Origin of the sequence: Clostridium sp. B9 (genome assembly GCF_050509515.1) — a bacterium.
Lineage (GTDB): Bacteria > Bacillota > Clostridia > Clostridiales > Clostridiaceae > Sarcina.
In genome coordinates this window covers 148952-166958 of sequence record NZ_JBNWKA010000003.1, presented here as the reverse complement: position 1 = coordinate 166958, position 18007 = coordinate 148952, and the positions used below count along the sequence as shown (strand labels likewise).

Here is an 18007-nt window from a genome sequence, read left to right as displayed (position 1 = left end):
CCTATTTCTCATCTAATAACCAAATATGGTCTGGGTCATTTATTCTATCTGTCCATGGATTACCCTCTAAATGCCTTATCATCCAACAGTAATACATTCTATATCCTGGAGCAGTTGCCTGCGGATGTGTATATCCACCTTCTATAATTGCATATCCTCCATCCTTAACCTTATAAGCATCATCACCTATAAAGCATGCTCCAAAGCCTTGTGGCTTATCAAATTTATAGTAATAAACCTCTGGTTGTGGATGCTCATGAGGAATATAACTTGACCATCTTCCTGGATAAGAAATAATTTCTCCATTAACCATATTAGAATATGGTGCATTACTATAATCAAAGAATGTCTTTATCTTACGAGCTGCTGTTCCATCCCATATGTCTAAAGATGATTCTTGAAGTATAACATCTTCTGGTCTATAAAACTTAGCTAGAAACTCTTTATCATTTTCCGCTTTTTGAATTAGCACCTCTGAATCGTCTAAAGCTTCTATCTTAACCTTTACATTTTTGCAAACATGAAGACAATGTCCCTCTTCTTCAAATACATTTTTTCTGCTTGCTTCATATTCTTTGTTTTCCCAAAGGTACTTAATCTTACCTTCCATAAGAAGTACTGCTACTTCTTTCTTAGGCTCTAAAATCTCTATTTCATCACCTTTTTTTAGCTTCATAACATCTATATCCATTAGCATATTGCTATGTTTACCATCAATCTCAGTTACTACTTTTCTTCCATTCTCATCAAACCCTATATTTTCTACCATAGTTATGACCTCCTTAGCACCTAGCTATCATTTCTCCATACTCTTCTTTTTCTTTCTTAATAAAATCTTTAATATCTTCTACTGTTGGCATATCTTCTGAACAACTATGACTTGCAACTAACATTGCTGCTGATGCGCTTCCAAATTCTAAGGCATCCATCATATCCCATCCTTCTAAAACACCATAAATAAATGCTGATGCATAAGCATCTCCACCACCAAATGATTTTAGAAGTTTAACTGGAAAAGGTTTTATTCTATATGATTTACCATCACCAGTATAAGCTGTTGATCCATCTTTACCATGTTTAATAACTACTATCTTACTTCCATAATCTAACCATCTCTTAGCAGTCTCTTCATCAGTACTATCTTTAGCTATTAACCCTTCCATTAAGTCAAATTCTTCTCTTGAACCCATTATGATATCACTTTCTTTTCCTACTATTGAGTAGTAAATTGCAATATCATCTTTATTTTTCCAATTATATTCTCTATAATCAACATCGAAGATTACTACAGTTCCATTTTTCTTAGCAAGTCTTAAAGCCTTTAATGCTGCTTCTCTTGATGGACTCATAGCTAAGGCAGTTCCTGATATAACTACTGCCTTAGTATTTTTAATATACTCTTCATCTATATCATCTACATTTAACTGTAAATCTGCTACACCATTTCTATACATTAAGATGCTGCTTTCAGTAGGACTTAATATTTCTGTAAATGTTAATCCTAATGATTCTCCATTATCAGCTTTACTTATTTCAGATACATCAATTCCCTCATTTTTGAAGTAATCTACTACAAACTGTCCAAATTGATCATCTGAAACTTTTCCTATAAATCCAACTTTTTTACCTAGTCTAGCAAGCCCAACTGCTATATTAGCAGGGGATCCACCTAAGTATTTATTAAAATTCCTACTTTCTGATAATGACTTATGAATATCCGTAGGATTAAAATCTATTGCTACTCTTCCTATTGGAACAATATCAAACTTTCTACTCTCATCAAACTCTATATATCTCATAACTAACCCATCTCCTAAGCCCTATTTATACTTCCAAATATATCCATGTGTGTTTTTATATTTTCATAAGCTCCTTGAACCTCAGTCGCTTGAAGTGTGAAGTAATCTTTTTTATAACCATCTTTATATAATCCTCTTACTTTTTTTTCAACACTGTTAAATGTTGCTGTAGCTATATTTATTTTCCTTATCCCCTTGTTTTTACACTCTTTAAAGTCCTCTGGTGTTATACCTAATCCACCATGTAGAACTAGTGGTGTTTCAATATTTTTACTTAATTCTTCTAATACATCAAATCTTAGTTTTGGAGTTCCTTTATAAACCCCATGAGCATTTCCTATAGCTACTGCTAGTGCATCTACCTTAGTCTCTTGAACAAATCTCTTAGCATCTTCTAAATTAGTAACTTTCATTTGTATATCTTCGCTACCATCTTCACTTCCGCCTACTTGTCCTATTTCCGCTTCTACGGCTGCTCCATATCTATTTGCTAATTCTTTTACCCTTTTAGTTATCTTAACGTTTTCATCAAAGCTTAAATGAGAACCATCTATCATTACTGATGTAAACCCAAGCTCTAAAGCTTTTTCTATGTTTTCTAGTGTTAATCCATGGTCAAAGTGAACTGCTACAGGAACTTTTGCATTCTTTGCCGCGTTCACCATAATAGGTCCTATTAGCTCTAAAGGTGAATTAGGTAATCTTACCTCTGCTATCTGAAGAATCATTGGGGAATTAGTTTCTTCAGCAGCTTTTAAAGCACCCATGACCATTTCCATATTTGCTATACTGAAACTTCCAACTGCATAACTCTCTTCTTTTGCCTTCTTTAAAAGTTCAGTCATTTTTACTAATGCCATTTTTTATTACCTCCAAAGATTATTGTAGATTGCAATTATATCCTCAACTTCAATAACCTTACGAGTATTGCTTGGACTACCACTTTCCATAGCATCCTTAGCCATTTTTTCTATATTATCAAAGAACTTAACTCTATCTACTCCAAACTCTTCAAGGGTTGGTATTTCTAATCTTTCCATTAATTTAACTACTTCCTCTATGAAAAGTTTAGCTGCTACTTCATCTTCCATGTCTTCTGTAGCTACATTTATCTCTTTTCCTAATTGAGCAAATTTTTCATAAGCTCCATCAACTACATATTCAAAACAAGCTTTTAATAACATTGCATTTGATAATCCATGTGGTACATGAAATAATGCTCCTATCGGTCTACTCATTCCATGAACTATAGTTACTGATGAGTTATTAAATGCTATACCAGCTTCTAATGCTGCAATTGACATTTCTTCTCTAGCTCTTAAGTCTTTAGGTATTTCATAAGCTACTGGTAAGTACTTAAATATTCTTTTAACTGCTGACACTGCAAAACCATCTGAAAGAGGCTGAGCTTTTCTAGAAGTGTAAGCTTCTATAGCATGAGTTAAGGCATCTAAACCAGTTGCCGCTGTTATCTTAGCTGGAGCAGTCATTGTAAATCTTGGATCTACTATAGCTAATGTTGGTAAAAGACTTGCCCCTTTTAGAAGCATTTTAACATCATTCTTAGTATCAGTTATTATAGTAAACTGAGTAGCCTCTGACCCTGTACCAGCTGTAGTTGGTATTACAGCAAATGGTGGAAGTTCATTTGGAATTTCTATTCCCATATAATCAGCTATATCTCCTTCATTAGTTATCATGGCTCCTATTGCCTTTGTAGAGTCTATCGGGCTTCCCCCTCCTAGACCTATTAGAAAATCACAATTTTCTTCTTTATATAATTCTATACCCTTTTCTATCATAATATCTGTTGGTTCACTATTTATCTCATTGTATAGAACATACTCAATATTTACACTCTCAAGTACGTCTGTTACAACCTTTACATTTCCTAGCTCAGTCATCACTTTATCTGTAACGATAAGAGCTCTTTTACCAAAATCTTTTAAGTATTCTTTACTTCCTTCTAATGAATCTTTTCCTGTAAGAATACGTTTTGGCATAATGAATTGATTTGCCATATAATCACCCCTCATTGAGTTAACGTTTTCTTTATGTTTACTATTTGTTTTCCTTATGTTTTTATAATATCAACTTAACCATAACATGTCAACAACTTTTTCATCAATTTACCATAAACATTATCATATTTTAATTTAAATATACTCAAAACTTACTCATTTAATTACTAATTTACTCTTCCTTTTATGTTGAAATTCGTTTATAATAAAATAACAAACCTTTATGAAAGGAGATGAACACTTGTTGCAGTAAGATACATACAATAAATTGCTGTATCAAATCAAATTATATTTATAGATATAATATTTTGAGTTAATTTTAATTTATTTATAGATTGTTTTAAATTTTATTACTTGATTTTATAGAATTATAGTAATACCTTTAGTATAAAACTCTTCATATTATATAAAGGTTACAAATACTTACTCACTAATTGACTATAGTTATATTGTTAATGATAATTACGAGCAACAAAGAAAGATATGCGTTCAAAAAGAATAGACCTAGTTGAAAACTACATCATAAATCATAAAACTGTATCGCTTGATAAGCTATGCGAAGTCTTTGATGTATCTAAAAATACTATAAGAAGAGACTTAAGTGTTCTAGTAGAAAAAGGAACCATAAAAAAAGTCTATGGTGGAGTAACTATTAATGAAAATCAAGAATTAGTTTCTTTTGAAGAAAGAAATGTTAAGAATAGTAATTCTAAAATATTGATAGGTAAAGCTGCTGCTGAATTTATTGAAGATGGAGATACTATTTTCTTAGATTCAGGAACTACTACAGTTAATATAATAGACTTTTTAAAAGATAAGAAGGATATAACCATATTTACAAACAATGTTACTGCTATTTGCAAAGCCATGCATTATAGTAACTTAAGTATCATTTGTCTATCTGGTATCCTAAATAGAAAAACTCAGTCTTTTACAGGACTTCATAGCACAGACATACTAAAAAGCTATAACATAAATAAGTGTTTTATGGCTTGTACAGGTATTTCGCTTAAAAGAGGTGTAACCAACTCCACAAAAGAAGAATTTAAAATCAAAAAAACAGCTATAACAAGAAGTGCTGAGTGCTTCCTACTAGCAGATAGTTCTAAATTTGATCATGTCTCATTAATGACCTACTGTGAAATAGATGACTTAGACTACATAGTTACAGATAAGGAACCTACTGAAAAATTTGTTCAATATTTCGAAGATAAAAATATAAAGCTTAAGCTTTGTAGTCATTTAAATGAAGTAACACACAGACTTTATTCTCAAAAATAAAAAAAGATAGGGATACATTTTGTATCCCTATCTTTTTTTATGTGCTTATTATCTAAAAGTAGATTAAGCATAACTATTCATTAAGCTATAGCCATTAAATTCACCGCTTTTATAGTAAATCACTAACTTTTAGATTAGGGAGGTGCTAAAATTTAGCACCTCAATATTTAAAAATCTTATATCTAAAATTTAATCACCTCTTCCCAATAAACGAAAAGGCTTAGACTAAAGTCAATAAATTTTAGTTTTAAGATTTGTAGCACATTTACAATATTAGATTGTGTAGTTTCTTATTTTTTATTCTTGAAACAACTTAATTTCATACTATAAATATACTAGTTATAAGATTATTTTATCACTTTAAAGAAACCTACACTATTTATCATATTCATAATGGTCAATATTGTTCAATGTAATTACTTCAAAGTTTTCTCCATTCCACTCAACCTCATTGTAACTAGCTTGATGGAATATTGGGCTATCAACTATGTATCTTTCTTCCATCTGATTTTTGAAATAAGCTATAAGATATCTAACACACATGCCATGAGTTACTATTAATATATCCTTACCATCATTTTCTTTAACAATATCATCCACTGTTTTAAATAATCTTTCAGTAAATTCCTTTATATTCTCTCCATCAAAACTGTTATATGAAAAAGGCTTATTAAAAAGATTATCAAGTTCTTGAACATACTCCGCACATTCTTTAATCTCTTTAGTAGTCATTCCTTCCCATTTGCCAAAACTTATTTCTTTTAAACCTTCAACTTCAATAACTTCTATATCCTTGTCCCCTTTTATTAACTGAGCAGTTCTTTTTGCTCTCTTTATAGGACTAGTAAATATTTTCTCTATCTTTAAACCCTCTAATCTTCTTCCTAACAATTCAGCTCTCTTAACTCCAAGTTCAGTTAACTCTGAATCTTTCCACCCTTGAAATCTATGTTCAAGATTCCACATAGTTTCACCATGTCTAGTAAAGTATATCTTCATAAATTTCTCCTTTTATTATATAAATTCTTTAATAATTATTACATTTATTTCTTTAGAAAAAATATAAACTTTTTTAAACTATTTATTTTTATTATGTCATCCTAGGTAAATAATTTCAAATTTTAAATAAATATATCCAAAACATTAATTATATTAACCTAAGCACATATACTAAGACCTTTATCAAACTTACTTATAAGCATAAAAATAAGAGACACCCCTAATGGTGCCTCTTATGAATAAGGAAGTAATTAAAATTTCTTAATATATAAAGCGTGTTTTTTATCTTATTGGAAGTATCTGTTTAATAATCCAGCGAAAGCTTTTCCATGTCTAGCTTCGTCTTTACACATTTCATGAACTGTGTCATGGATTGCATCTAAGTTTAATTGTTTAGCTAAAGTAGCTAAATCTTTTTTACCTTGACAAGCACCATGCTCAGCATTTACTCTTGCAGTTAAGTTAGCTTTTGTATCAGCTTCAACAACTTCACCTAACATTTCAGCGAATTTAGCAGCGTGCTCAGCTTCTTCGAATGCTATTCTCTTATATGCTTCTGCAACTTCTGGGAATCCTTCTCTATCAGCTTGTCTTGACATAGCTAAGTACATTCCTACTTCTGTACACTCACCCATGAAGTTAGCTTGTAATCCTTCTATTATTCTCTCATCTACACCTTTAGCAACTCCAATTCTATGCTCATCAGCGAAAGCTAAATCTCCACTTTGCTCCATGAATTTGTCAGCTCCTACTCCACATACTGGGCATTTTTCTGGAGCTTGCTCTCCCTCATAAACATATCCACATACTGTACAAACAAATTTTTTCATAATATATTCCTCCTACAAACAAACAATCTTTTTTATCTAAATTCAATTAAAATCATATTTAAGTCTTTTAAATTTCTGTCATTTATTTGTTGATGTTTTATCCCCATCAACCTTATGACATTATTATATAATAATAATTATTATTTAGCAATAGTTATTTTCATTTTTTTTAGATTTTTTTGTTATTTATCTAAAATACAATTAAAACTCGATAATATATATCTTTAAAATATATATTTTAAAATCTACCGATCCATTTGTAGTCTTATTTAGAGTTAAATAAATTCGTTCTATGTTATACCTTATAATAAAAAAATAGCTATATAACAAACTTATTACATAGCTATTTTTGTATAGATAAGCACAATATGTGGTTATGACCTAATTCTCAGACTAAATTTTCCATTTTTAATATAGTTTTATCATAAATCAAACTTTTTTTCTAGTCTTTAAACACTTAATTCTTGTATTTAATAAATTTATAACATTTTACTATCTATTTATATGTATGTCTAGTAATTTTTATTATAAAAAATAAAGTTAGAAGCTAAAAAGCTCCTAACTTTTTTATATAAAATTTATTATTTACACTCTAATAATGCTAAAGCTACTGCTCCGATAACCCCTGCATCTGTTCCTAATCCAGCAGGTACTATCTTACAATGATCTGTCATAGCTTTGAAACATCTTTCATTAACTACTTCTTGAACTCTTTCAAAAACTATTTCTCCAGCTTTTGAAACTCCTCCACCGATAACAACCATATCTGGGTCAAAAGTTGCTACAGTGTTTGCTACACCAATTCCTAGGTAGTTTAATGCCTCATCTATTATAGACTTAGCTACTCTATCTCCTTTAGCAGCTTCAACGAATACTTCATATGAAGTTACGTTATCATAATTTTTTAAGCTAGTTTCTACATTAGTAGCTACAGCTTCTCTTCCTCTTTTTCCTATAGCTGTACCTGATGATACTGCCTCTAAACATCCCATGTTACCACAGTTACATCTAACTGTTCCTGGAGCAACTGTTGCGTGTCCTATCTCTAAAGCGTTTGAAGTACTTCCTCTGTAGATTTTTCCATTAAGGATTGCTCCTCCACCTACACCAGTACTTACTGTGATGTATACCATGTTCTCTGTACCTTTACCAGCACCTAACATGAACTCTCCAATAGCTGCTACGTTAGCATCGTTATCTAAGTATACAGGAATACCAAACTTTTCTTTTAAAGGCTTAACTAAGTTAAAGTTTTTGAAAGGTAAGTTTGGAGTTGTTATTATGATACCAGTTCTAGCATCTAAAGGTCCTGGTGATCCAATACCTATAGCTTCTACTTCGTCTATTGTTACTTTTCCTTCGAATATTACAGTTTCAACACATCCAATTATTCTGTCTAAAACAGCTTGCTCGCCTTCATGAGCATTAGTTGGAGTTGTATGTTGAGCTTTAACATTTCCTTCTAGATCAGCAAGAGCACAGCTTATTTTTGTTCCTCCTAGATCTATTCCAACAACGTAATTCTTCATTTAAAAAATCCTCCCCCATGTTTCTTATGGATTAATTCAACTATAAGTGCTTCTTAACAAGTTGCCCTTTAGAATTCACTTCGTTAAATTATTATATGACAACTTAAATTATAGCTTATTAATAATTATTTATTTAACACAAAGTAAATTATAACATAAATGTACGTACCTTTACACAGTTAAAGTTATCCCCTTTTTAATTTATATATTTTTACAATTATTTATATAAAAAATACTATTAAAAATTATGTGTTTTACCCTATTTTCTTAGCATTTATATAGTAAATTCCCTTATTATCATATCCTTGGTTTTTTATGTTGAAATTGTTATCTTTAAGCATAGAACATATTATTCCTATATTGTCATCATCTAGTGAATCCATATATATCATAAACTTATCACATACTCTTACTACATTTATATAGTCAAATATATTACTATAGTCGCTTAACCCTATTTTCCCCTTTATATCCATTCTGTAATTACACATGAAACTTGCACCTCATTTAAGATATTATCTCTAAATATAATTAGATATGTATATATAAAATTCCTTTTTAATATTAAAAATTTATATTAAAATATTAGTTACTACTATTAATTAAGTTTTATTTAAACACTTCAAAATAATATATAATTTCTCAAAAGATTTATATTACAAAAACTAAATTTTTATGCATTTCTACTTAATATACCAGTAAATTCTTTTATCATTTTACTTTTTACCCTGATTTATAAAAATAATACCTTGAATATTATTAATTTAACCACATTTTTTTCCTAGTATACATAAAAAGTGCTATCTTTCTATATTTAGATAGCACTTTTTATAAATCTTAAGCTTCCTTAGCTTCTCTCATCTTTTTAGCAGCTTCAATTATTTTAGTTATTTCTGTAGAAGGGACTTCTTCATATTTTTCAAAAGTCATACTAAAACTTCCTCTTGCTTGAGTTATTGAGCGCAGGTCAGTAGCATACTTAAACATTTCAGATAATGGAACCTCTGCAATAACTCTCTGATTCTTTCCATCAGGCTCCATCCCAACTACTCTTCCTCTCTTCTTATTGATATCCCCTATAACATCTCCCATATATTCGTCTGGAATAACTATCTCAGCTCTCATTACAGGCTCTAGAAGTATTGGCTTAGCATTCTCCATACCTTTCTTATACGCTAATGATGCAGCCACTTTAAATGCCATTTCTGAGGAGTCTACAGGGTGATATGAACCATCATGTAATGTAGCCTTAATTCCTATTACTGGATAACCGGCTAGTACACCTTTCTTTAAGCAATCTTTTAAGCCTTTTTCAACAGCAGGTATATAATTTCTAGGAACAACTCCTCCTACAACTTTATCAACAAACTCTAAATCGCTCTCTCCATCTCTTCTAGGTTCAAACTTAATTTTTACATCACCATATTGTCCATGCCCACCAGATTGCTTTTTATGCTTTCCTTGAACATCTGCATTCCCCTTTATTGTCTCTCTATATGGTACCTTAGGATCTTGAAGTTTTACATCAACTCCAAACTTACTTTTTAATTTACTAGCTAATACTTCTAAATGAGTTTCTCCAATTCCAGAAATTAATGTTTCTGCATTTTCTTTATCTCTAGAAACACTAAATGTTGGATCCTCATCCAAAAGCTTAGTAAGTCCTTGTGATATTTTCTCCTCATCTCCCTTACTCTTAGGTAAAATAGACATTGTCATAACTGGCTCTGGGAATTCAAAACTATTATATGAAACTTTGAAATTATTTTCGCATAAAGTATCACCAGTTACAGTATATTGAAGCTTAGTAACTGCACCTATATCACCAGCTGTAACCTTTTTAGTTTGTATCTGATTTTTACCTCTTAAGAAACATAAAGAGCCCACTTTTTCTATTTTACCATTCTTAGAATTTATAATTACCTTATCACTGGTTAATTCTCCTGTTTGAACCTTAAACATAGATAGCTTGCCTACAAACGGGTCTGCTATTGTCTTAAATACAAATGCAGAAAAAGGCATTTCACTATCAACTTTAACAGCTATCTCATCTTCATTGCTATCAGTAGCTATTTTAGACTCACTCATATTAGGAGATGGGAAATATCCTTTAATCGAAGATAGTAAACTTTGCATTCCGACAATTGACAAAGAACTTCCACACATAACCGGTGCTATATCTCCATTTTCAAAACCAATAGAAAATCCTTTATATATTTCATCTACTGTTAGCTCACCCTCTGAAAAATACTTATCTAAAAGCTCTTCATCAGTTTCAGCTACAGCTTCCATTACGTAAGTTCTATACTCTTCAACTTTATCCTTAATATCTTCAGGAACATCTATTTCTGTTATTTTACCTGTTTTGAATTCATACTCAAAAGCTTCTTGAGTTATTAAATTTACAATACCTCTAAAATTTCGTTCAGAACCTATTGGATATTGTGTTGGAATAGCTCCACTACCAAAAGTATGTCTTATATCTTCTAAAACTTTATCAAAATTAGAATTTTCTCTATCTAATTTATTTATAAAAAATGCTCTTGGTAATTTTTCTTTTTCACAACACTCCCATGCCTTTTCAGTACCAACTTGAATTCCAGTTACACCACAGACAGTTATAATAGCTGAATCCGCTGCCTTAACACCTTCTATTTGCTCACCAACAAAGTCAAAGTATCCTGGAGTATCTAATAAGTTAACCTTAATACCATTCCACTCAAATGGTACAACAGATAATGATAATGATATTCTTCTTTTCTTCTCTTCTTGATCATAGTCACTTATTGTATTTCCATCTTCACAAGTTCCTAATCTGTCAGTAGTGTTTGTATAGTAAAGTAAAGCTTCTGTTAATGCAGTTTTACCTGAATCACTATGTCCTATAATCCCTACATTTCTTAAATTCTCAATCTTATACTCTTTCATAATTTACACTACAGCATTATATCGTTTACATAATGATATATGCGTAGCCCCCACCACCTTTCTAGAAAAAATTAGTATTATCTTTATACTTATTTGGTCTTTAAATAGTGCTTTTAATAGGTTATTTAATTGTACAACTTTTGTTTTATATAATTTTAAATTAATAATAAGCAGCTTATATAAATAAATATATTCTTCTATATCTAAAATTATTATATTTTATTACTTATAAGCTTTTATATATTAAAAAATTATACTTCTAATTTAATTAATCTATTATATTATCGTTTAAATAATATAACTAAGTTAAGAAACTAATAATTTTATTTATATTATGAAAACCTCTAAAATAAATCTAATAAAAAGATTTTAACCTTATATTTAAATTTATTTATACTTTTATTATTCAACAATTAATTTAAAATTCCTTCATAATTAATAAATTACATACAAAAAAGAGTTATTAAAAAAGATATTGATATCTTCTTTAATAACTCTTTTAAAAAAATGGCTCCTCGAAGAGGACTCGAACCTCCAGCCTATCGGTTAACAGCCGAGTGCTCCACCATTGAGCTATCGAGGAACATTTGACCTGGCGACCACCTACTCTCCCACACAGTCTCCCGTGCAGTACCATCGGCTTCTAAAGGCTTAACCGTCGTGTTCGGAATGGGAACGGGTGTTACCCTAAAGAACATCATCACCAGATATTTAGAAAGATTGTTCTTTCAAAATTGCACATAATCAAATTTAATTTACTATAATTTGGTCAAGCCCTCGATCTATTAGTATCGGTCAGCTGAACATGTTACCATGCTTACACCCCCGACCTATCAACCTTGTGTTCTTCAAGGGATCTTACTAGCTTACGCTATGGGAAATCTCATCTTGAGGTTGGCTTCACGCTTAGATGCTTTCAGCGTTTATCCATTCCCGACTTAGCTACCCAGCTGTGCTCCTGGCGGAACAACTGGTACACCAGAGGTCAGTCCATCCCGGTCCTCTCGTACTAAGGACAGCTCCTCTCAAATTTCCTACGCCCGCGACGGATAGGGACCGAACTGTCTCACGACGTTCTGAACCCAGCTCGCGTGCCGCTTTAATGGGCGAACAGCCCAACCCTTGGGACCTACTTCAGCCCCAGGATGCGACGAGCCGACATCGAGGTGCCAAACCTCCCCGTCGATGTGGACTCTTGGGGGAGATCAGCCTGTTATCCCCGAGGTAGCTTTTATCCGTTGAGCGATGGCCCTCCCACGAGGTACCACCGGATCACTAAGCCCGACTTTCGTCCCTGCTCCACTTGTGGGTGTCGCAGTCAGGCTCCCTTCTGCCTTTGCACTCTTCGAACGATTTCCGACCGTTCTGAGGGAACCTTTGGGCGCCTCCGTTACTTTTTAGGAGGCGACCGCCCCAGTCAAACTGCCCACCTAACAATGTCCTGTGACCAGATTCATGGCCGCCAGTTAGAATTTCAGTACTGTCAGGGTGGTATCCCAAGGATGACTCCACTAAGGCTGACGCCCTAGTTTCCTAGTCTCCCACCTATCCTGTACAGACAATACCAAAACTCAATGCTAAGCTACAGTAAAGCTCTACGGGGTCTTTCCGTCCAATCGCGGGTAGCGAGCATCTTCACTCGCACTACAACTTCGCCGGATTTACAGTTGAGACAGTGCCCAAGTCATTACGCCATTCGTGCGGGTCAGAACTTACCTGACAAGGAATTTCGCTACCTTAGGACCGTTATAGTTACGGCCGCCGTTTACTGGGGCTTAAGTTCATACCTTCGCTTGCGCTAAGTATTCCCCTTAACCTTCCAGCACCGGGCAGGCGTCAGCCCCTATACATCAGCTTACGCTTTAGCAGAGACCTGTGTTTTTGCTAAACAGTTGCTTGGGCCTATTCTCTGCGGCCTACTCTCGTAGGCACCCCTTCTCGCGAACTTACGGGGTCAATTTGCCGAGTTCCTTAACTGTAATTCTTCCGCCGGCCTTAGGATTCTCTCCTCACCTACCTGTGTCGGTTTGCGGTACGGGCACTACTTCTCTCTCTAGACGCTTTTCTTGGCAGCGTGGAATCATGTACTTCGGTTCCGTGGAACCTTCCCCATCACACCTCAGCATTATGAAAGCGGATTTGCCTACTTTCACTGCCTAAGTGCTTAGACTAGCATCCAATAGCTAGCACACACTATCCTCCTGCGTCACGCCATCGATAATAACGATGGTAGTGGTACTGGAATATCAACCAGTTGTCCATCACCTACGCCTTTCGGCCTCGGCTTAGGTCCCGACTAACCCTCAGCGGACGAACCTTCCTGAGGAAACCTTAGGTTTTCGGCCTGTGGGATTCTCACCCACATCTCGCTACTGATGCCAACATTCTCACTCGTAATCAGTCCACCGCTCCTTACGGTACGACTTCAGCCCGATTACGACGCTCTCCTACCGCTTGAATTAAATTCAAGCCCGTAGCTTCGGTGGTAAGTTTAGCCCCGTTACATTTTCGGCGCAAGATCTCTCGACTAGTGAGCTATTACGCACTCTTTTAATGAGTGGCTGCTTCTAAGCCAACATCCTAGTTGTCTTAGAAATCTCACATCCTTTCCCACTTAACTTACACTTTGGGACCTTAGCTGACGATCTGGGCTGTTTCCCTTTTGACTACGGATCTTATCATTCGCAGTCTGACTGCCGAGCTCATAGTATGTGGCATTCGGAGTTTGATAAGGTTCGGTAAGCGCTATGCCCCCTAGCCCATTCAGTGCTCTACCTCCACTACTCATACTCGACGCTAGCCCTAAAGCTATTTCGGAGAGAACCAGCTATCTCCGGGTTCGATTGGAATTTCTCCGCTATCCACAGCTCATCCCATGCTTTTTCAACAGCAACGTGGTTCGGTCCTCCACGAGGTTTTACCCTCGCTTCAACCTGGCCATGGATAGGTCACCCGGTTTCGGGTCTACGGCATGCAACTAGTCGCCCTATTCAGACTCGGTTTCCCTTCGGCTCCGTACCTTAAGTACTTAACCTTGCTACATACCGTAACTCGTTGGCTCGTTCTACAAAAAGCACTTCATCACCCTCATAAGGGGCTTTGAACGGTTGTAGGCACACGGTTTCAGGTTCTATTTCACTCCCCTCCCGGGGTTCTTTTCACCTTTCCCTCACGGTACTGCTTCACTATCGGTCATCAGGTAGTATTTAGCCTTGGGAGGTGGTCCTCCCTGCTTCCCACAAGGTTTCACGTGTCTCGTGGTACTCTGGATCATAACTCGTGGTCTTCTCGTTTCACTTACAGGACTATTACCTTCTACGGTGGAGCTTTCCAGCTCTCTTCAGTTACAATAGCCTCCACTTTGATGCTATGTCCGCAACCCCGGAAACAAGTTTCCGGTTTGGGCTCTTTCCCTTTCGCTCGCCGCTACTAAGAAAATCGATTTTTCTTTCTCTTCCTCTAGGTACTTAGATGTTTCAGTTCCCTAGGTTACCCTCCATAAGCTATGTATTCACTTATGGATACATGGGGTTTCCCATGTGAGTTTCCTCATTCGGAAATCTTCGGATCTCAGACTATGTGCGTCTACCCGAAGCTTATCGCAGCTTATCACGTCCTTCATCGGCTCCTGATGCCAAGGCATTCACCATGCGCCCTTTGTAGCTTGACCTATATTAGTTATAGTTCTCATTTTACAAAGAATAGAAATTGGTTTGCCAATTTGGCTTTGTTGTTTTCTATAAATTAAATTATTATGTGCAATTTTCAAAGAACAATTTTGAGAGATAGTCTCTCAAAATTAAACAGAGATATTATCCAGATTCTTTTTATCATCTTAGTTATCCTAAGATGTATTCCTTAGAAAGGAGGTGATCCAGCCGCAGGTTCTCCTACGGCTACCTTGTTACGACTTCACCCCAATCGCTGACCCTACCTTCGGCCGCTGCCTCGCTTACGCGTTAGCTCACGGACTTCGGGTATTGCCAACTCTCATGGTGTGACGGGCGGTGTGTACAAGACCCGGGAACGTATTCACCGCGACATTCTGATTCGCGATTACTAGTAACTCCAGCTTCATGTAGGCGAGTTTCAGCCTACAATCCGAACTGAGACTGGTTTTAAAGTTTGGCTCCACCTCGCGGTATTGCATCTCTCTGTACCAGCCATTGTAGCACGTGTGTAGCCCTACACATAAGGGGCATGATGATTTGACGTCATCCCCACCTTCCTCCTGGTTAACCCAGGCAGTCTCGCTAGAGTCCTCAACTTAATGGTAGTAACTAACGACAAGGGTTGCGCTCGTTGCGGGACTTAACCCAACATCTCACGACACGAGCTGACGACAACCATGCACCACCTGTCACCTTGTCCCCGAAGGGATTTCCTCGATTAAGAGTAATGCAAGGGATGTCAAGTGTAGGTAAGGTTCTTCGCGTTGCTTCGAATTAAACCACATGCTCCGCTACTTGTGCGGGGCCCCGTCAATTCCTTTGAGTTTTAATCTTGCGACCGTACTCCCCAGGCGGAATACTTAATGCGTTAGCGGCGGCACGGAGGTGTTGAAACCCCCACACCTAGTATTCATCGTTTACGGCGTGGACTACCAGGGTATCTAATCCTGTTTGCTCCCCACGCTTTCGAGCCTCAGCGTCAGTTACAGTCCAGAGAGTCGCCTTCGCCACTGGTGTTCTTCCTAATCTCTACGCATTTCACCGCTACACTAGGAATTCCACTCTCCTCTCCTGCACTCTAGACAACCAGTTTGGAATGCAGCACCCAGGTTGAGCCCGGGTATTTCACATCCCACTTAATTGTCCGCCTACGCTCCCTTTACGCCCAGTAAATCCGGATAACGCTTGCCACCTACGTATTACCGCGGCTGCTGGCACGTAGTTAGCCGTGGCTTCCTCCTTGGGTACCGTCATTATCTTCCCCAAAGACAGAGCTTTACGATCCGAAAACCTTCATCACTCACGCGGCGTTGCTGCATCAGGGTTTCCCCCATTGTGCAATATTCCCCACTGCTGCCTCCCGTAGGAGTCTGGGCCGTGTCTCAGTCCCAATGTGGCCGATCACCCTCTCAGGTCGGCTACGCATCGTCGCCTTGGTAGGCCGTTACCCCACCAACTAGCTAATGCGCCGCGGGTCCATCTCATAGCGGATTGCTCCTTTGATTGAGTGATGATGCCATCTCTCAATGTTATGCGGTATTAATCTTCCTTTCGAAAGGCTATTCCACTCTATGAGGCAGGTTACCCACGTGTTACTCACCCGTCCGCCGCTAATCCGTTTCCCGAAGGAAACTTCATCGCTCGACTTGCATGTGTTAAGCACGCCGCCAGCGTTCATCCTGAGCCAGGATCAAACTCTCAATTTAAAAGTTTAATCTATACTCATATTACTTGTTAAAAGAATTGCTGGTTTATGTTAATATCTTCTGTTTAATTTTCAAAGACCATTTCTTCGTCGCCCTCAAGCGACTTTCTTAGTTTAACATCACTTAGAAACTTTGTCAACAACTTTTTTCAAAACTTTTAATTTGTTTTGTTAAGTTGTTTGCCGTGTCTCTTAGCGACGAGATTTATCTTACCATGTATATAACTATTCCTCCCATATATAACACCCATTTTATCTAATTATTCATTTATTACTCCATATTTCTTTATTTTACTACATTTATTTTATATTGATACACTAGGAATAGTTTAACCAGTATTATTTGTATATCTCTTCCATATATATACTTTAAATTATATTTTAATCTTTAAAATAATACTTTCCTAATAAATATCCTCATTTAATTTATATGTTCATACCCTTAGTTTACTTTTGAAATTTAATATAAAGCAAATATCCTACTATATTTTTTCTTCTATATTTTATGTTTTATCACTGTTTTTAAGCCATAAGTTAATTTAATACATTTATTATCAACTATTTTAAATATAAATCTATTTATTCACTTGAATATTTAAAATAGTTATTTGTGATTGTTTGAATTTCTTCTTTTTAAATACTATAATTTTTTTATACGAGTTCTTTTAAAGGAGGCTTTAATATGCCTAAAATAATTAAAAATGTACGTGAAGATTTATTAATTGAAGGGAAAAAGCAATTGTTATCCAATGGATATACTAATTTAAATATAAGAAATATTACTAAAGAGTGTAATATAGGTACAGGAACTTTTTATAACTACTTTAAAAATAAAGATAAGCTTGTCTCTGATATACTAACAACAGATTGGAATACAATATTATTTAAATCTAACCAAATTGTTGATGCCGATATTTCCTTCAAAGCTAAAATTGAGATTATATCTGATAATATAAATGAATTTTTAACTAATTACCGCCATATATTTTCAGAAATGGCTAAGCATTCATCTAAAAATCATAAAATTATAGATCCAATGTATGATGTTATTAGAAGGATTATAAATATTCATATAAAAATAGGTGAAATAAATCCACCTATTTCATCTAGTAAATTTTCATTTTTTATTTTAAATAATCTTATTTTAATATCTAGATCAGAACTTACATTAAATGATTTATTTTTACTTTTAAATATTTAAAAAGAGCTATAAGTATTCAAATAATACTTATAGCTCTTTTTCA

General features: G+C 35.0%; 11 protein-coding genes, 1 tRNA gene and 3 rRNA genes. 2 read left to right on the top strand and 13 right to left on the bottom strand.

Features of this window, described 5'->3' with window-relative positions:
• Position 1: 1 nt before the first annotated feature.
• From ACQZHJ_RS00865 to ACQZHJ_RS00850, 4 genes are read right to left on the bottom strand one after another with little or no spacing between them, the layout of a single operon-like run.
• On the bottom strand, positions 2-769 hold the full coding sequence (locus ACQZHJ_RS00865) for a 5-deoxy-glucuronate isomerase (RefSeq protein ID WP_430483665.1): 768 nt from the start codon (positions 767-769) through the stop codon (positions 2-4).
• Between the two features lie 13 nt (positions 770-782).
• Positions 783-1799 carry a 5-dehydro-2-deoxygluconokinase gene (gene iolC / locus ACQZHJ_RS00860; protein WP_430483664.1) on the bottom strand — a complete coding sequence of 339 codons (1017 nt, stop codon included), beginning with the start codon at positions 1797-1799 and terminating at the stop codon, positions 783-785.
• 14 nt (positions 1800-1813) lie between these two features.
• On the bottom strand, positions 1814-2659 hold the full coding sequence (locus ACQZHJ_RS00855) for a class II fructose-bisphosphate aldolase (protein ID WP_430483663.1): 846 nt from the start codon (positions 2657-2659) through the stop codon (positions 1814-1816).
• Between the two features lie 6 nt (positions 2660-2665).
• Positions 2666-3820 (bottom strand): iron-containing alcohol dehydrogenase, encoded by a 1155-nt coding sequence (locus ACQZHJ_RS00850; RefSeq protein ID WP_430483662.1) that lies wholly within the window; start codon positions 3818-3820, stop codon positions 2666-2668.
• Between the two features lie 483 nt (positions 3821-4303).
• Here ACQZHJ_RS00850 and ACQZHJ_RS00845 point away from each other — a divergent pair, with 483 nt between their 5' ends.
• Positions 4304-5101: a DeoR/GlpR family DNA-binding transcription regulator gene (locus tag ACQZHJ_RS00845; protein WP_430483661.1), complete on the top strand. Its 798-nt coding sequence runs from the start codon at positions 4304-4306 to the stop codon at positions 5099-5101.
• A 375-nt stretch (positions 5102-5476) separates the two neighbouring features.
• On the opposite strand, the gene ACQZHJ_RS00840 is transcribed toward ACQZHJ_RS00845, so the two are convergent.
• The 9 genes from ACQZHJ_RS00840 to ACQZHJ_RS00800 all read right to left on the bottom strand — a co-directional run bounded on the left by ACQZHJ_RS00840 (position 5477) and on the right by ACQZHJ_RS00800 (position 16764).
• Positions 5477-6100 (bottom strand): histidine phosphatase family protein, encoded by a 624-nt coding sequence (locus ACQZHJ_RS00840; RefSeq protein ID WP_430483660.1) that lies wholly within the window; start codon positions 6098-6100, stop codon positions 5477-5479.
• Positions 6101-6387: 287 nt separating this feature from the next.
• The gene (locus ACQZHJ_RS00835; RefSeq protein ID WP_430483659.1) at positions 6388-6930 is read right to left on the bottom strand and encodes a rubredoxin-like domain-containing protein; all 543 of its coding nucleotides are present in this window, start codon (positions 6928-6930) and stop codon (positions 6388-6390) included.
• A 581-nt stretch (positions 6931-7511) separates the two neighbouring features.
• Positions 7512-8459 carry an ROK family protein gene (locus ACQZHJ_RS00830; protein WP_430483658.1) on the bottom strand — a complete coding sequence of 316 codons (948 nt, stop codon included), beginning with the start codon at positions 8457-8459 and terminating at the stop codon, positions 7512-7514.
• Positions 8460-8713: 254 nt separating this feature from the next.
• Complete coding sequence (locus tag ACQZHJ_RS00825; RefSeq protein WP_430483657.1) at positions 8714-8950, bottom strand: hypothetical protein; 237 nt, start codon at positions 8948-8950, stop codon at positions 8714-8716.
• A 346-nt stretch (positions 8951-9296) separates the two neighbouring features.
• A complete protein-coding gene (fusA, locus tag ACQZHJ_RS00820) occupies positions 9297-11387 on the bottom strand; it encodes an elongation factor G (protein WP_430483656.1) in 2091 nt (696 codons plus the stop codon).
• Between the two features lie 508 nt (positions 11388-11895).
• Positions 11896-11970, bottom strand: a tRNA-Asn gene (locus ACQZHJ_RS00815).
• A 7-nt stretch (positions 11971-11977) separates the two neighbouring features.
• Positions 11978-12095, bottom strand: a 5S ribosomal RNA gene (rrf, locus tag ACQZHJ_RS00810).
• A 57-nt stretch (positions 12096-12152) separates the two neighbouring features.
• A 23S ribosomal RNA gene (locus ACQZHJ_RS00805) occupies positions 12153-15057 on the bottom strand.
• 192 nt (positions 15058-15249) lie between these two features.
• A 16S ribosomal RNA gene (locus tag ACQZHJ_RS00800) occupies positions 15250-16764 on the bottom strand.
• Together the 16S, 23S and 5S rRNA genes with 1 tRNA gene alongside form the textbook arrangement of a ribosomal RNA operon.
• Before the next feature lie 681 nt (positions 16765-17445).
• On the opposite strand from ACQZHJ_RS00800, the gene ACQZHJ_RS00795 reads away from it, so the two are divergent.
• Positions 17446-17964: a TetR/AcrR family transcriptional regulator gene (locus tag ACQZHJ_RS00795; RefSeq protein ID WP_430483655.1), complete on the top strand. Its 519-nt coding sequence runs from the start codon at positions 17446-17448 to the stop codon at positions 17962-17964.
• Positions 17965-18007: the final 43 nt, after the last annotated feature.